A 15494-nucleotide genomic window follows, 5' to 3' on the forward strand; every position below is an offset into this window, starting at 1 on the left:
CCACACATACGTCCTGAAGGAGAATGACCATGGCACGACGATCTTCGTGGCGCGGCACCAAGGCGCCACTCCCTGAGGCGGAGGTAGCGCGATCCTATGCCCCGTTCGCCGAGGCGAGGATGCTGCCGCCGGACGCCTACACCGACGACGACGTCCACGAGTGGGAGCAGGCCAACATCTTCTCCGGCTGGGTGTGTGTCGGACGCGCCGATCACCTCGATCGCGTCGGCGCCCAGAAGTCGGTGGACACCGGCGCCGGCGGCGTACTGCTGGTGCGTGGTGAGGATGAACAGATCCGGGCATTCGCGAACTTCTGCCGACACCGGGCGCATCAACTGATCCCCTGTGGCGGCACCGCACAGCGTCGATCCATCGTGTGTCCGTACCACGCTTGGTCGTTCCGGCTCGACGGTTCGTTGCGTAACGCGCCCGGCTTCCGCGACGTCGAGGGCTTCGACAAGAACGAGTTCGGCTTGGTGTCCCTGCCCGTCGTGGATTGGCACGGCTGGCTGTTCGTCGATCCTTCGCGTTCGGCAGGAGAATTCACCGACCATGTAGGGGATCTCGAGTCGATCGTGGCGCCCTACCGTCCCGACGAGCTTCGCACGGTGGCCACCCATTCCTACGAGATCGCCGCCAACTGGAAGGTGATCGTCGAGAACTATCAGGAGTGCTACCACTGTCCGTCGATCCATCCCGAACTGTGCCGGGTATCCCCGCCGGAGAGTGGTGAAAACGTCGATTCCGACGGAGAGTGGATGGGCGGGTGGATGGACCTGGAGTCCGACGCACAGACCATGTCGCTCGACGGGCGCTCCGGTGGAGTGAACATCGAGGGCCTCGATGAACTTCAGTCGCGTACCGTGATGTACGTAGTGTGTTTTCCGAACATCCTCATCAGCCTGCACCCCGATTACATCATGACCCACACGTTGCGGCCGCTGAGCGCATCGTCGACTCATGTCGAGTGTTCGTGGTCGTTCCCCGTTGCGGCTGTTGAGAAGGACGGTTTCGATCCGGCCTATGCGGTGGACTTCTGGGACCTCACCAATCGTCAGGACTGGACGGCATGCGAGTCGGTGCAGCTCGGCATCTCCTCGCAGAGCGCGTTGCCCGGTCCGATGGCGCCCGAGGAGGACGGGGTGCACCAGTTCGTCCGGCGCATCGCCCGAGCCTATGCCGGCCTCGGCCGCGACGACGCCGACCGTCCCTCGGTGGTGACCGCCGACGCTGTCGCTCCCTCTCCTGCCTCTCCCGCTGCGGTTAGCGCTCCGGGGGCAAAGGAGACCACCGACTCGCTCTGATGCCCGGGGGCGTTCGACTAGAGTCGTTGCCCATGGGTGCCCGGAGCAGCGGCCTGAGTGAGGAACGCCGACACGAGATCCTCACTGCGACGGTCGAGACGATCGCCGAACGCGGTGTGGATAACGTGCGGCTCTCCGACATCGCGCGCTCGTGCGGGCTGTCGGTAGGGGCGCTACAACATCACTTTGCCACCCGCGACCAGCTCATCGACGCCGCGTTCTATTCGTACACGCTTGGGGTGGTGCGCGAGATCCAGCAGATCGCAGACGCAGGGGGTGACCCCTGGTCGCGGATCACCCGCGCCATCCGGGCCTACCGAGGTGTCGGCGACTTCCGGCAGCGCAGCCGCCTCTGGGTGGAATTCGCCGCGTCGGCCGCCCGCAATCCCTCGCAGCGCGAGCGCATCACCGCGATTCATGCGGAATGGGCAAAACCGTTGCGCGCAGCCATCATTGACGGAATCAGCAGCGGTGACTTCACCCCGGTGATGCAGGTCGAGGAGATCGTCGACTCGATCCTGGCCACCATGGACGGCTACGACCTCAGCTACGCGGCAGGCATCATCGACCTCGCCGCACCCGGCATCGACGTGGAAGAACGACTCACTTCGATCGTCGGCGCCCAGCTGGGGGTGATCACGCAGACCGTTCGGTGACGGCGGACAATCCCGCCGCCTCGGCGAGCCAAGCCATCGCGGGCTCGCGGTAGTCGGTCATGCCCTTGTACTCGGCCATGTCGTCGGGTAGTTCGGTCACGATCGAGACCATCTGCTCGGCCCACTCGGGCACGGTGGCGATATCGGCGAGGGAGAGCATCGTGGTGCGGATGCTGAACACCAGCGCACCGCTCGACGGCAGCCGGATGAAATGTTCGGTCTCCACGCGCAGCTGTATCCGGCCCCACTCACCGGCGGCCATGAGTGCGGGCATCTCCCAGCCCCAGGTGGGCATCGACTCGAGGCTAGTGTCCAGCCGCGGCGTGCCGGTGGAGGAGAACGTCCAGTTGGTGCGGCGGTAGATGTCGTCCGGGGTCAGCCTGCGCATAAACTGTTCGGCCGCGTTGGTGTGGCCTTCGCCGGTGAATCGCGGTACCGGAGAGTGGATCTGGTGGAAGCTCATGCCCAGGTCGAAGTCGATCGACCAGTTCCCGGCGAAGGTCACCACGCCGGCGTCGAACCAGAGCTGCCCGTCGCGCTCGCTCAGCAGCAGGAGGTCCTCGGGCACTTGGGAGCCCACAAAGCCGAGCGGTCCGTTCGGCACGGTGTCGTCGTCGCCGTAGCGGAAACGGATCTCTTGGCCGAGAAGCGCATTGGACCACACATGGTGATCGCCGTCGGCGCGCAGCGACATCACGTCCGGTCGCGCATCGGCAAGCTCACGGAGGTAGAACATCACCAGATCCCAGCAGCCGGGCCGCATGTGATCCATCATCTGCAGGCGACGCGGATCCTCGGCGAGGATGTGCTCGCGGGCGCGGCAGGCGGCGACGTACTGATCGTCGTCCTCCACCTCGACCACCCAACGGCCCCATGATCCTACCGCGGTGTGCGCGAGTTCTCTTGCGCGCGAGACGTTCACCGAGTAGCGGAAGGTGGTGGACCCGCGATCGAAGGGCCACGGATAGTAGCTGGGGACGGTCATCGCAACTCCTGGGAGTAGGCGTCGGTTCCGAGGTATCCCGCCTTACGTCGGGAGACGTGCGGGTCGATGTACAGGTGGCGGCGGCAACCGGAGCAACGCACGACATCCTCAGGCGTGGCCGTGGCCACGGTGGTGGCCGAGCAGTGCACGCAGTACACAGTGAGCTCGTCGGTCGAGGTGGCGCACATGCTGAACTCGCTCTCGAGAAGTCCTGCGGTATCGAAGATCGCGGCCAACCGGAGTAACTCCGTTTCGGGTCCGATGGCACACACCCGATGTCCTACGAGCATCCGCGACACGTCGGCGATGATCTGATCGAGATCGTCATCGAGCCGAGTCATGGTTCGCACTGTGGCCGGAACACCCAGTGCAGCGGCATATTCGAGAGACAGCCGACTGCCGGTCGCGCCGACTCCGATCACCAGGTACGCCACTGCCGTGGGATCGGGTGGGGCGGGGATGTGCGGCCAGCGCGGCAGCGACAGTGGCGCGGGCGCTGGGGACAGATCTCCCTTGCGCCGGCGGTCGGTCGTCGCGTATTCGCGACCGACGGCCGTCACAGTGCCACCTCCAGGGAGTCGTCGACACCGCGCGACACGCACACGAAGAGCTGACCGTTGCCGGAGCGTTCCGCGTCGTCCTGCAGCATGTCGCGATGTACCGCGGCGCCCGCGACGATCTCGACCCGGCATTGCCCGCACACGCCCTGCCGGCACATGTTGGGCACCGCGATGCCGTTGGCCTGCAGTGCGTCGAGCAGGCTCACGCCCGACGGCACGTCGATCCGAGCGCCGGTGGAGGAAACCCGCACGGTGAAAGGATCACCCGCGTCGAGCTCGCGCCCCGCGAAGTGCTCCATCCGCAGACGGTCTCTCGGCCACCCCAGCGCGTGTGCGACTTCCTCGAGGTCGTCGAGGTAGGAGGCCGGGCCACACGCGTAGGCGTAGGTACCGATCGGCTGATCAGACATCAGATGTTCAGTGCGAGAGGTGATCTCACCTCGACCGCAGGCCAGCACGAGATCGGGGCCCGCTTCGGCGATGAGCTCTTCGAGATGTGGCGCCCGCTCGGGCGAGTAGCCGTAGAGGACAGTGACCTCTCGGTCCCAGCGGCGCGCTGCGCGCAGGTGCGACAGGATCGGGGTGACACCGATGCCCACTGCGATGAGCAGGTGTCGGCGGGCCCGGGCGACGGGCCGGAACGCGGCCACCGGACCCTGGACGTTCATCTCATCGCCGACCCGCACATTGTGATGCAGCCAGTCCGATCCGCCACCATGTCCGCATCGCAGCACCGAGATCCGGTAGGCATCGGGGGCAACCCCGTCTCCGGTGAGCGAGTAGGCGTTCACCTCGGGATTCGCCGCAGCATGATGCTCCACACCGATGTGTGAACCCGGTTCATACCAGGGGGTCTCGCCGCCGTCGAGCGGACGAAACTCGAACTCGCGGACATCGGGCGCAACATCGCGGATGCCGGTCACCGTCATGCGGCGCATCGTGTCGGTCGCCATGAACCAATCCAAGCTGGCGATAATGACGAACGTGTTACGTGCTCGTCAAAGCTCCCGACACCCGATCAACGCGGATCACTCGAACGGTACCGGCGGCATCTTCACGACCTGCGCGGCGTAGCTCAGGCCGGCACCGTAACCGAGGAGCAGCGCGGTGTCGCCCGGTTTGGCCTGCCCGGTGGACAGCAGCTCCTCCATGGCCAGTGGGATCGACGCCGCCGAGGTGTTGCCGGTGTGTTCGATGTCGTTGGCCACCACGGTGCCCTCGCGCAGATGCAGATTCTTCGCCAGCAGTTCGTTGATGCGGGAGTTGGCCTGGTGCGGCACGAACACGTCGAGCTGGTCGGCGCCGATCTTGGCCGCATCGAGGGCGCGTTGGGCCGCCTTGCCCATCTCGAATGCCGCCCACCGGAACACGGCGGTGCCCTCGAGCCGCACGTAGGGGCGTTGCACGCGGTCGCCGTCGAGGAAGGTCACCCAGTCGATGTCCTGGCGGATCGCGTCGTACTGCGAGCCGTCGCTGCCCCAGATCACCGGCCCGAGCTGCTGATCGTCGGTGGGGCCCACCACCACCGCGCCCGCGCCGTCACCGAAGATGAAGCAGTTGGTGCGGTCGGTCATGTCCAGTGTCACCGAGAGCTGCTCGGCGCCGATCACGAGCACATGGGTCGCGCTGCCACCGCGCACCATGTCCGACGCCAGTGCCATGCCGTAGCCGAATCCCGCGCACCCCACCGTCACATCGAAGGCGGGCACCCCGTTCGCGCCGAGGTCGGTGGCCACCTTGGTGGCGCCGGCCGGCGTCATCAACAGGTGCGTGTTGGTGGCCAGGATCACCGCGTCGATATCGGAGCCGGAGAGCAGGGCATTGGCGATCGCGGTGCGGCCGGCGGCGACGGCCATCTGGGTCACGTCCTCGTCGCGGCGGGCGAAACGCCGGGACTTGATGCCCGTGCGGGTGTAGATCCACTCATCGGAGGAGTCGATGTGCTCGCAGATCTCGTCGTTGGTGACCACCCGTTCCGGTCGATATGCGCCGATGCCGAGCATGCCGATGTTGTTGACGCCGGTCTGTTCTGCGAGCTCGGTCATGGTTGTCCTTCCGGTATGCGATCCGACATAGACGGTACTCACCCACCTGCACTACTCGGAAGTAGCGGTGTGTCGTCGGACTCTGACAGCAGAGGACGACGATCAAGGCGCAGCGGTCAACGTACCGCGATCAGAGGACAGTGATTGTCCCCCTGCCGATGAATCATGGATCGCAGCGGAGTCAATACGTGGGTGAGGGAACCGATGACGAACACGATGATCAAGGCCGAGGGTCTGGTCCAGACCTTCATGACCGGCCGTGGAAAGAACAAACGCGAGGTCCGCGCCGTCGACGGCGTCGATCTCGAGATCGCCGAGGGTGAGGTGGTGGGGTTTCTCGGACCCAACGGAGCGGGTAAGACCACGACACTGCGGATGCTGACCACGCTGCTACGACCCACCGCGGGAACCGCCACGGTCAACGGTTACGACGTCATCCGAGAATCCGTGATGGTGCGACGCAGCATCGGATACGTCTCGCAGGCCGGCGGAACGTTCAGCCAGGCGCAGGCCGGCGACGAGGTGGTCGACCACGGGATGCTGTACGGGCTGTCGCGGGCCGACGCCACCCGTCGCGGCAAGGCACTGTTCGACCAACTGCAGCTCGACGGCCTGTGGAACCGGATGCCCAAGAACATGTCGGGCGGGCAGAAACGCCGCCTCGACATCGCGATGGGGCTGGTCCACGACCCCACCCTGGTGTTCCTCGACGAACCCACCACGGGCCTCGACCCGCAGGCGCGCGCCAACCTGTGGGACCACATCCGGAGGCTGCGCACCGACCGTGGCGCCACGGTGTTCCTCACCACCCACTACCTCGACGAAGCCGACGAACTGTCGGACCGCATCATCATCATCGACAACGGCAGGATCGTCGCCGCCGACACCTCCGACAACCTCAAGGAGCACGTGTCCGGTGACCTCGTCGACCTGCAGGTCGACGACCACGCCCAGGTCGGGGTGGCGGCGCAGAAGCTCTCGGCGGTGGCCGAATCCGTCGACTCCGACGGGCGCCACGTCCGCGGTCGCGTCCGACGGGCGGGCCGGGTGATGCCCGGACTGCTCCGCGAACTCGATGCGTCGGGTGTCGCGCTCGAATCGATCGAGGTCATCCGGCCCACGCTCGACGACGTCTTTCTCACCATGACCGGGCGGTCGCTGCGCGACGCCGAGTCGGCGACCGAGCATCCGGCCGTCACCGAACTCGAGAACGAGGGAGTGATCCGATGAGTTTCGCGCGCGAATCGACCATCGTGTTCCGGCGTCAGATCCGGATGAACCTGCGCAACCCGGCGTGGGTGCTCATCGGCATCATGCAGCCGGTGCTCTACCTGCTGTTGTTCGGACCGCTGCTCGAGCCGATCGTCGGCCAGTTTCCCGGCGGCGCCGACAACGCGTACACCTTTCTCGTTCCGGGCCTGCTGGTGCAACTCGGCATGTTCGGTGCGTTCTTCGCCGGGTTCGGGCTGATCGGGGAGTGGCGCGAAGGGGTTGTCGAGGCCGAGCGCGTCACCCCGGCCAGCCGCACCGCACTGCTCATGGGCAGATTGTTGCGCGACGTGCTGCAACTGTTTGTGCAGTCGGTGATCCTGGTGCTGCTCGGCTACGTGATGGGTATGCGTGGGTCGGTGCTCGGGGTGATCGTCGGAATCGCGATCACCCTGCTGGTCGGTGGTGCCTGTGCCGCGGCGTCCAACGCGCTCGCGCTGACCACCAAGAGCGAGGACGTGATGGCCCCGGTCATCAACATGGTGATGATGCCGGTGCTGTTGTTGTCGGGGATTCTGCTGCCGATGACGCTGGGTCCGCAATGGTTGCAGTCGCTGAGCGATTTCATGCCGTTCAAGTGGGTCGTCAACGCGGTGCGCGGATCGTTCGTCGGCGACATCATGACGTCGACGGTGGCGTGGGGTCTGTTCGCCGCGGTGATTCTCGCGGCGCTGGGCACGTGGTGGGGAACGGCGGTGTTCCGCAAGGAGAACGCCTAGGTGGGCCGTTCGCGCGTCACCATTTCCTTCCCGCGCACGGGATCCCGTGCGCGGGAAGGAAATCGCGCAGCGGGATCATTGTCACCGGGGTGTGTCAGGCCGCGAGGAGCCCGAGCGAGCTCAGCCGTGACCGCAGCCTGGGAATCACCACGTCGCGTTCGAGTTCGGTCCACGTCCAGCGCATCACCCGTGGACCGGTGTCCCTGATCTCGTCCTCACGACACTTCTCGCGGACCACCGCGTCGGCGACGGATTCCCCCGGACGTCGGTAGCGGCCGTACTTGACCAAGCCGTCGAACTCTCCGACGAGAGTCCACTCCCAGTCGAAGTCGGTGACATACGCACGCCCGGAGGCCGCACGAATTCGGTGTTGCTGGCGTGGGAGCGGGATTCCGGCCTCGATCATCTGCGCGTAGCTCCACGATTCGCCGACACTGTCGGAGCGCCCGGTCGCCCACCGCAGCGCATCCTTGGCGACCTTCCCACCGCGTCGGCGACCCCGCGCGAGCATCTCCTCGACGAGGGCTCGGTCTGCGCCGAGTCGCAATGCCTGGTCGAACACGGCGAACGCTTGGGCGAAGTCGCCCATGGTCGCCACGTCGACCGCAGTTCGTTCGAGTGTGGTGACCTCGATCCCGTCGACCCGCACCAGTTCGTCATGTCCGATCGTCGCCGCATGAACGTGCCGGAGTCCGCGCACCGAGCCTCCATTCGACGAGCCGGCGATCACATGTACTCGCTCGACGTCGGGTTTGAGCAGGGGTAACCCGTGCATGGCCGCCGCGGACGTGTGACTGAGTGGGAGCGGTCGGCCTGTCGTCGCATTCGACGTCGCGGCGGCGATCGACCTGAGCCGATGCAGCTTCTGGGCGCCCTCGTGACCGTCGAACTCGTCGCGGGTTTCGACGTCGACACCGGGCGCGAGCCGGATGAGCCGACCGTCGGCGACGTCCTTGGCGCGCTGGTTGTCGCTGATACCGCGGCGAAGTGCCGCTTCTCGGCGAATGAGGCCGAAACGGTCGTGTGGATATGCGGTCATGAAGTGTTGGACGGAGCCGCCCGACGAGCGGTTCGATCCGTGTCCACAGCCACTCTCCCGCGTCGCCATTTCCTTCCCGCGCATGGAATTACCGACGCGGGAAGGAAATGGCGCAGCGGGAGGCGACGGGGCAGGCTCCAGACGCGCCGGACGAGCCGCGGGAGGCGCTACGCGTTGTCGAGGTCGTCGAAGCTGGTGATCTCCGGCGCCGGCGGCAGGGTGACCACCGCACCGGCGTAGGAGAGGCCCGCGCCGAAACCGAGGAGCAGCGCAGTCTGGCCGCCCTTGGCCTTGCCGGTGGCCAGCATCTCCTCCATGGCCAGCGGGATCGACGCCGCCGACGTGTTGCCGGTGTTCTCGATGTCGTTGGCCATCGGGATGTCGTCGGGCAGACCGAGGTTCTTGCGCATCAATTCGTTGATGCGGGCGTTGGCCTGGTGCGGGACGAACACCTCGATGTCGTCGACGCGCACCCCGGAGGTCTCGAGCACCGTCGAGAGCGCCTTGGGCAAGGTGATCGCGGCCCAACGGAACACGCGCGGTCCCTGCATGGTGATCACCATGCGGCCCACCGGATCGGTCTCGGGGTCCTTGTGCTGGTATTCCTGGGCGCGGTCCATGTACTCGGGGATGTCGTAGTTCTGCCCGATGGCCTCGGCGTTCTCGCCGTCGCTGCCCCACACGGTGGGCGAGATCCCGTTCTCCTCGCTCGGACCCACCACCACCGCGCCCGCGCCGTCACCGAAGATGAAGGCGGTGTTGCGGTCGGTGGGCTCGAGCACCACCGACAGGGTTTCCACGCCCACCACCAGCACGTACTCGGCCGAACCGGCACGCACCGTGTCGGCGGCAACACCGAGCGCGTATCCGAACCCACCGCAGCCGGCCGCGATGTCGTAGGCGGGGATGCCGTTGAGGCCGATGTCGTAGGCGACGATCGGTCCGCCGTGGGGGATCTTGGTCTTCCAGCTGTTGGTGGCCAGGACCAGTGCGCCGATCTTCTCCTTCGGAATCCCCGAGTTGGCGATGGCGCGTTCGGCGGCGACGGCGGCCAGCGACCGCGCGGTCTCCTCACCACTGATCCAACGGCGATTGCGCACGCCACTGCGGTCGTAGATCCACTGGTCGGAGCTGTCGAGCACCTCGCACACCTCGTCGTTGCTGACGAGGCGTTTCGGCCGGCACGCGCCGATGCCGAGCATCGCGACATTGGGGTGTCCGGCGTTGACTGCGAGGTGTGTCATGGAGCTCCTTTGAGGGTTTTGCGCACTACATTCTAGGTCCCCCAACCCTTCGATGAGTCTAGGCGCGAGCGCAATCGGTCCGGCAAGGGCCGCAAGTCCGTACTCCCGGCCGTCGGGACGACGATCCCGCTGCGCGGTTTCCTTCCCGCGCATGCGATTGCATGCGCGGGAAGGAAACCGTCACGCGCGAACGGCCAGGCGTGCGGTGCCGGTGCGACGATCAACCGGTGCTCAACCGGACAGCGGCCAGAAGACCGGGATCAGGAGCACGGCGATCAGCAGCCAGCAGACCATCAGAACCGCGCCGAGTCTCCAGTAGTCACCGAAACGGTAGCCGCCCGGATTCATCACGATCATGTTCGCCGGCGTGGCGATGGGGGTGAGCAGTGACGCCCCACCGGCCACGCACACCAGCATCAGGATCGGTTGCGCGGCGACACCCACGTCGGCGGCCGCGACCAGTGCGATCGGGATGACGATGAGGACCGTCGCGGCGTTGCTGATGAACTGTCCCAGGGTGGCGGTGAGCACGAACAGGGCGATCAACAGCACATACGGGCTCTGATCCTGCACCAGGTCGACGATCGGCCGGGCGATGAGGTCGGCGCCGCCGCTGGAGGTGATCGCATCCGACATCGGGATGAGCCCCGCGATCAGCACCAGGGTGGGCCACGGGATCGCCCGGTAGGTCTGCTCCACGGTGACCACCTTGAACAGCACCATCGCGCAGGCGGCGAGAAGACCGGCCACCACCGCCGGCACCGCGCCGGTGGACAGCAGCACGATCATGGCGACCAGGATGATCGCGGCGCGCGGAGCGGTGTGACCCAACGGCACGGTCTGCCGGCGAACCTGTTCGGTGGAGGCCACCTTGAGCACCCCCTGGCTGCCCGACAGTGCGTCGACCGCCTGCCAGGTGCCGTGCATGAGCAGGGTGTCGCCCTCCTGCAGATCCACCGCGTGGGCGCCCACGTCACTGTTGCGCCGGTGGATCGAGAGGACGAGCAGTCCGTCGTCGCCGCGCACCATCCCCGGGAACGCTTTGGTCCCGACCCACTGCGAACGCGGCGCGATCACCACCTCGCTGACCCCGCTGTCGCGGTCGATCAACTGTCGGCGCTGCGATTTGCTCTCACGTCGCCCGACGACATCTTCGACGGTCAGGTCGTGTGTGCGCGCGTAGCCCTCCACGGCCGCCGACGTGCCCGACACCACCACGACGTCGCCCTCCTGGAGCTGGTGGCCCGAGTCCACCACCTGGCCGTTGGTTCCCGACTGACTGCCGACGACGGTCACCGCGTCGTCAGGCGTGAGGGCCTTGCGGATCACACGGCCGACGAGGTCGGAGCCCGGTTCGACGTGCAGCCGGAAGATCCTCGTATCGGTGTCGGCGAGTCCCGACAGCTGATAGTGGTCGAGGACGTCGGCGAGGTAGTCGCTGAAATCGGCGGGCAACGACAGCGACTCGCGTTGGGGGACGAGCCGGTCGCCGAGGGCCGCGACGACCGCGAGGGTCACCAGCACCAACGGCACGCCGATCAGCGCGAACCCGAAATAGCCGAAACCCGAACCGGATTCGCGGGCGGCCTCGTCGACGATCACGTTGACCGGGCTTCCGCTCAAGGTCAGCAGCGACCCGGCGCTGGCCGCGTACGCCAACGGCATCAGCACCCTCGACGGCAACAGACCCGCCTGCCGCGCCACCGACACGGCCACCGGGACGAGCGCCGCCGCGGCACCGTTGATCGTGATCAACGCGCTGAGGATCGCCGCGAGCACACAGATCGTGAGCACCACCCGCAACGCGCTGGTACCGGCCATCCGGCCCAGCAGCTTGCCGATCCAGGCGGTGATGCCGGATGCCTCCAGGCCTTCGCTGACCACGAAGAGTGCGGCGATGAAGGCGATGACGTTCTGGCCGAGTCCGGTGGTGATGCCGGCGACGTCGATGAGGCCCAGGAAGTAGAGCGCCAGGGCGGACCCGACGGCCACCAGTCCTACCGGCAGCCGGTTCCACACGAACAGCGCAACGGTCACACCGAGCACCGTGAGGCTCAGCGCGGCGTCCGACACCCGATCAGTCTCGCACCGAGATCACCTCGGCGCAGCGAGACGACGACCTCCATAAGGAGCACAGCCCGTCGCGGTCACCACGTGTGCACCACGTTCTGGGCGGCCTCGAGTCCCGACGAGACGAGCAGGTCCACCGCGTCGGCGCCGCGCCCGATGAGCAGGTCGACCTCGGTTCTCGCCGACGCCGGGAACGGTTTGAGCACGTAGTCGGCGGGGTCCTGCCGTCCCGGGGGGCGGCCGATACCGAGCCGTACCCGCAGGTAGTCGCGGGTGCCGATGGCCTGACTGAGTGAGCGCAGTCCGTTGTGGCCGCCCTCGCCGCCCCCGGACTTGAGCCGTACGAGCCCGAAGTCGATGTCGAGTTCGTCGTGCAGGACGATCATGTCGTCGGGCCCGATGGAGTAGAACTTGGCCAGCGGGCCGATCTGGCGGCCGGTGTCGTTCATGTACGTGCGCGCCCGGGCCACCAGCGCCGAACGGCCGGCGACGGTGATCGGTGCCACCTCGGCGCCGGAGCGCTTGTGTACCTTCCACCGTTCGCCGGCCGCGCTGACGAGATGATCGGCGACCATCGCGCCGATGTTGTGGCGGGTCCGCTCGTATTTCGGTCCGGGATTACCCAGTCCGACGATGAGTTTCACTGACTGTCACCACGGGAAATGTGGAGGTGGTGATTACTCGGACTCCTCAGAGGCCTCCGACGGCACCTCGGCGCCTGCCTCGACGGCCTCCTCCTCGAGGTCGGCGGCACTCGGCGCCTCGTTGACCGCGACGATCAGCACCTCGGGGTCGGTGACGAGTTCGACACCCTCGGGCAGGACGAGGTCGGACGCGTGGATGGAGGTGTTGGCTTCCTTGCCCTCCACGTCGACGACGATCTGCTCGGGGATCGACAGCGCGTCGGCCTCGATCTCGACGGTGTTGGCGTCCTGCATCACCAGGGTGCCCGGGGCGGCGTCGCCCTCGATCACGATGGTGACCTCGACGGTCACCTTCTCGCCGCGCTTGATGACGAGCAGATCGACGTGCTCGATGTAGTTGCGGATCGGGTGCACGTCGACCTGCTTGGTCAGTGCGAGCTGGCTGGTGCCCTCGATGTCGAGGTCGATGACGGAGTTCACGCCGCTGTTGCGCAGGATGGCGGCCAGTTCCCGGGCTGGCAGGTTGAGGTGCTGCGGATCGGTGCCGTGGCCGTAGAGCACGGCGGGCACCTTGCCCTCGCGGCGGGCGCGGCGCGCGGCGCCCTTGCCCTTTTCGGTGCGGGTGGTGACGGCCAGGGTGGCGGTCTCGGTGGCCATGAAGGTCTCCTTCTGGTGCGGCCCGGTGCGACGGGGCCGGATGGTCGGTGTTCGATGTGCGCGACGAGCCGCGCACACATCCACCACCACCTGCGGGGATGAGACACCCGCGAGGAGAAGTGCGATGGCCGCGCCGATCACGGTGATTGCTCACCCTCGCCGAGACAACCCGACCATGATAGCCGATGGTCTGCGGCGAAGTCACATCGCTGCCGGGCCGGCCGGGCATACTGGCGCCATGACCTCGCGCACCCCCGACCGGATCGTCACCGGATTCCTCGACGCCCTCGCCCGCGGCGATTCGGCCGCCGCGATGGTCGATGTCGCCGACGACCTCGTCTACACCAACGTCGGGTTCCCGACCATTCGCGGTAAACGTCGAGTCGCAGGCCTGTTCGGGCGGATGGATTCGTCGCCGATCGGTTTCAACTACCGCATGGTCAACATCGCCGTCGACGACTCGGTGGTGCTCACCGAACGCATTGACGAGATCCGTTGGGGCCGTTTCATTCTGCAGTTCTGGGTGTGCGGACGGTTCGAGGTGGCCGACGCTCGGATCACGGTGTGGCGCGACTACTTCGACTTCTTCGACTGCGCCAAGGCGGCCGTGCGCGCCGTCGTCGGTGTGCTGCTCCCGGTGGTGCAACCGTTGCCGGAGCGCATCACCCTGGCTTGACCCGCATCACAGCCTGACCCGCATCACAGCCTGACCCGCATCACAGCCTGATCGGCATCACAGGATCTCGTCGATTTTCTCGATGGGACGGGCCAGCCGTGTGCCCTTCTCGGTCACCACGAACGGACGCTCGACGAGGATCGGATGCGCCACCATCTCGGCGAGCAACTTGTCCTCGGGCAGTGAGTCGAGGTCGAGTTCCTTGTAGAGCGCCTCACGCTTGCGGGCCGCCTGGCGGATGGTGAGTCCGGCGTCGGCGATGAGCCGTTCGAGTTGCGGGCGGGTGTAGGGGACGTCGAGGTACTTGACCACCGTCGGCTCGATCCCGGCGTCGCGGAGCCGATGCAAGGCGTTGCGGGAGGTGGAGCATCGGGGATTGTGGTAGATCGTCACCTGCATGCCGGGAACACTACCCCGATGCCGGTGGTACCAGAGTCGACTCGTCGGGGGGCTGGGACCGTGCGGGCAGCGTGAGCGCCACGGCCAGTGCGGCCACCGCGCACACGGCCCCGACCACCGCCGGGGCCATCGGTCCTGCGCGTTCGATGGCCACGGCGCCCACGAGCGCGCCGACACCGATCGACAGGTTGAACGTCGTCGAGTACAGGGTTGTCGCCGACTCCCGGAAGGCCGGTGCCACCCGGAACACGGAGGTCTGCAGTCCGATGGGGATCGCGGCATATCCCACCGCCCAGATGACCAGCGCCACCAGCGCCGCGGGGAGCCACTGGAGTGTGGCGAGCGTCAACAGCAGTGCACCGGCGATCAACGCGACCAGCGTGGACAGCGACCGACGCACCGACGGGGTCCGGGCGAGGAAGGCGCCCGCGCCGAAGTTTCCGGCCACCCCGGCCGCGCCCATCACCAGCAGCACCACGCTCACCAGGTGGGGGTCGACGCCGATCACCTCCACGACCAGTGGCGTCACGTAGGTGTAGGCGGCGTAGGCGCCGGTGATGACGAGTGCGGTGACCATCAGGGTGATCCGCAGGTCGCGCATTCGCAGGAGTCCCGGAAGGCCACGCAGGCCGATGGTGCCGGTGTCGGCGGGCACCGGGCGTAGGAACACGGCCAGGGCCGTCAGCGTGACCGCGCTGAGCGCGGCCAGCGCCCAGTACGACGCGCGCCACCCCAGCAACTGTCCCACCAGGGTGCCCACCGGGAGGCCCAGCACCGATGCCAGCGAGACGCCGGAGAACGCGATCGTCGTGGCCCGGACGGCGGATGCCGGCGGCACCAGACGCACCGCGGTGGCGGCGACGATCGCCCACATCAGGCCGAGTGCCACCCCGATCACCATGCGCACCACCACCAGCATCGGATAGCCGACGGTCACTGCGGTGAGGGCGTTGCCGATCACGAATGAGGCCATCACGGCCAGCAGGACCGGCCGCCGGTCGAGCCGTCGTGTCGCCGAGGCGAGGGTGGGCGCGCTGATCGCGGCCACGAACGCGAAGAAGGTGACCGTCAATCCGATCAGGCCCTCGGACACGCCCAGGTCGGTGGCCATGGGCCGCAACAGCCCGATCGGCATGATCTCGGTGGTGGTGAGGGTGAACACACCGAGGCCCAGCGAGATCACCGCCGCCCAGTCGCGCCGGCCGGCGGTGGCCGGCATCGCCTCTC

At 67.0% G+C, this 15494-nt stretch carries 16 protein-coding genes; 5 read left to right on the forward strand and 11 right to left on the reverse strand.

Features of this window, described 5'->3' with window-relative positions; translation table 11 throughout:
• Positions 1-29: 29 nt before the first annotated feature.
• Together ACWDSI_RS01650 and ACWDSI_RS01655 are read left to right on the forward strand one after the other, a co-directional pair.
• Positions 30-1304, forward strand: coding sequence for an aromatic ring-hydroxylating oxygenase subunit alpha (locus ACWDSI_RS01650; RefSeq protein WP_449745510.1), 1275 nt, complete (start codon positions 30-32; stop codon positions 1302-1304).
• 32 nt (positions 1305-1336) lie between these two features.
• Positions 1337-1960 carry a TetR/AcrR family transcriptional regulator gene (locus ACWDSI_RS01655; RefSeq protein ID WP_449745509.1) on the forward strand — a complete coding sequence of 208 codons (624 nt, stop codon included), beginning with the start codon at positions 1337-1339 and terminating at the stop codon, positions 1958-1960.
• Here ACWDSI_RS01655 and ACWDSI_RS01660 read toward each other — a convergent pair.
• From ACWDSI_RS01660 to ACWDSI_RS01675, 4 genes are all read right to left on the reverse strand, one after another.
• A complete protein-coding gene (locus ACWDSI_RS01660) occupies positions 1941-2945 on the reverse strand; it encodes a heme-dependent oxidative N-demethylase family protein (RefSeq protein WP_449745508.1) in 1005 nt (334 codons plus the stop codon). The genes ACWDSI_RS01655 and ACWDSI_RS01660 overlap by 20 nt on opposite strands.
• On the reverse strand, positions 2942-3286 hold the full coding sequence (locus ACWDSI_RS01665) for a dimethylamine monooxygenase subunit DmmA family protein (protein ID WP_449745507.1): 345 nt from the start codon (positions 3284-3286) through the stop codon (positions 2942-2944). Before ACWDSI_RS01665 ends, ACWDSI_RS01660 begins: the two co-directional genes overlap by 4 nt.
• Positions 3287-3501: 215 nt before the next feature.
• A complete protein-coding gene (locus ACWDSI_RS01670) occupies positions 3502-4458 on the reverse strand; it encodes a PDR/VanB family oxidoreductase (protein WP_449745506.1) in 957 nt (318 codons plus the stop codon).
• 75 nt (positions 4459-4533) lie between these two features.
• On the reverse strand, positions 4534-5550 hold the full coding sequence (locus tag ACWDSI_RS01675) for a beta-ketoacyl-ACP synthase III (RefSeq protein WP_449745505.1): 1017 nt from the start codon (positions 5548-5550) through the stop codon (positions 4534-4536).
• 216 nt (positions 5551-5766) lie between these two features.
• On the opposite strand from ACWDSI_RS01675, the gene ACWDSI_RS01680 reads away from it, so the two are divergent.
• Together ACWDSI_RS01680 and ACWDSI_RS01685 are read left to right on the forward strand one after the other, a co-directional pair.
• A complete protein-coding gene (locus ACWDSI_RS01680; protein ID WP_449745914.1) occupies positions 5767-6780 on the forward strand; it encodes an ATP-binding cassette domain-containing protein in 1014 nt (337 codons plus the stop codon).
• Positions 6777-7538 carry an ABC transporter permease gene (locus ACWDSI_RS01685; protein ID WP_449745504.1) on the forward strand — a complete coding sequence of 254 codons (762 nt, stop codon included), beginning with the start codon at positions 6777-6779 and terminating at the stop codon, positions 7536-7538. The genes ACWDSI_RS01680 and ACWDSI_RS01685 overlap by 4 nt, the downstream gene beginning before the upstream one ends.
• 94 nt (positions 7539-7632) lie before the next feature.
• Here the strand turns inward: ACWDSI_RS01685 and ACWDSI_RS01690 are convergent, their stop codons facing one another.
• The 5 genes from ACWDSI_RS01690 to ACWDSI_RS01710 all read right to left on the reverse strand — a co-directional run bounded on the left by ACWDSI_RS01690 (position 7633) and on the right by ACWDSI_RS01710 (position 13192).
• Positions 7633-8577 carry a hypothetical protein gene (locus tag ACWDSI_RS01690; protein ID WP_449755471.1) on the reverse strand — a complete coding sequence of 315 codons (945 nt, stop codon included), beginning with the start codon at positions 8575-8577 and terminating at the stop codon, positions 7633-7635.
• A gap of 167 nt (positions 8578-8744) precedes the next feature.
• A complete protein-coding gene (locus tag ACWDSI_RS01695) occupies positions 8745-9821 on the reverse strand; it encodes a beta-ketoacyl-ACP synthase 3 (protein ID WP_449755472.1) in 1077 nt (358 codons plus the stop codon).
• A gap of 231 nt (positions 9822-10052) precedes the next feature.
• On the reverse strand, positions 10053-11894 hold the full coding sequence (locus tag ACWDSI_RS01700) for an SLC13 family permease (RefSeq protein WP_449755473.1): 1842 nt from the start codon (positions 11892-11894) through the stop codon (positions 10053-10055).
• A gap of 74 nt (positions 11895-11968) precedes the next feature.
• Positions 11969-12535 carry an aminoacyl-tRNA hydrolase gene (pth, locus tag ACWDSI_RS01705; RefSeq protein ID WP_449755474.1) on the reverse strand — a complete coding sequence of 189 codons (567 nt, stop codon included), beginning with the start codon at positions 12533-12535 and terminating at the stop codon, positions 11969-11971.
• 33 nt (positions 12536-12568) lie between these two features.
• The gene (locus ACWDSI_RS01710) at positions 12569-13192 is read right to left on the reverse strand and encodes a 50S ribosomal protein L25/general stress protein Ctc (RefSeq protein WP_449745499.1); all 624 of its coding nucleotides are present in this window, start codon (positions 13190-13192) and stop codon (positions 12569-12571) included.
• A 238-nt stretch (positions 13193-13430) separates the two neighbouring features.
• Here ACWDSI_RS01710 and ACWDSI_RS01715 point away from each other — a divergent pair, with 238 nt between their 5' ends.
• Complete coding sequence (locus tag ACWDSI_RS01715; RefSeq protein WP_449755475.1) at positions 13431-13868, forward strand: limonene-1,2-epoxide hydrolase family protein; 438 nt, start codon at positions 13431-13433, stop codon at positions 13866-13868.
• A 57-nt stretch (positions 13869-13925) separates the two neighbouring features.
• Here ACWDSI_RS01715 and arsC read toward each other — a convergent pair whose 3' ends face one another.
• On the reverse strand, positions 13926-14267 hold the full coding sequence (gene arsC / locus ACWDSI_RS01720) for an arsenate reductase (glutaredoxin) (RefSeq protein ID WP_449755476.1): 342 nt from the start codon (positions 14265-14267) through the stop codon (positions 13926-13928).
• A 10-nt stretch (positions 14268-14277) separates the two neighbouring features.
• Positions 14278-15486, reverse strand: a complete 1209-nt coding sequence (locus tag ACWDSI_RS01725) for an MFS transporter (RefSeq protein WP_449755477.1) — start codon at positions 15484-15486, stop codon at positions 14278-14280.
• Between the last annotated feature and the right edge of the window lie 8 nt (positions 15487-15494).

Source organism: Gordonia sp. NPDC003429 (genome assembly GCF_053588575.1).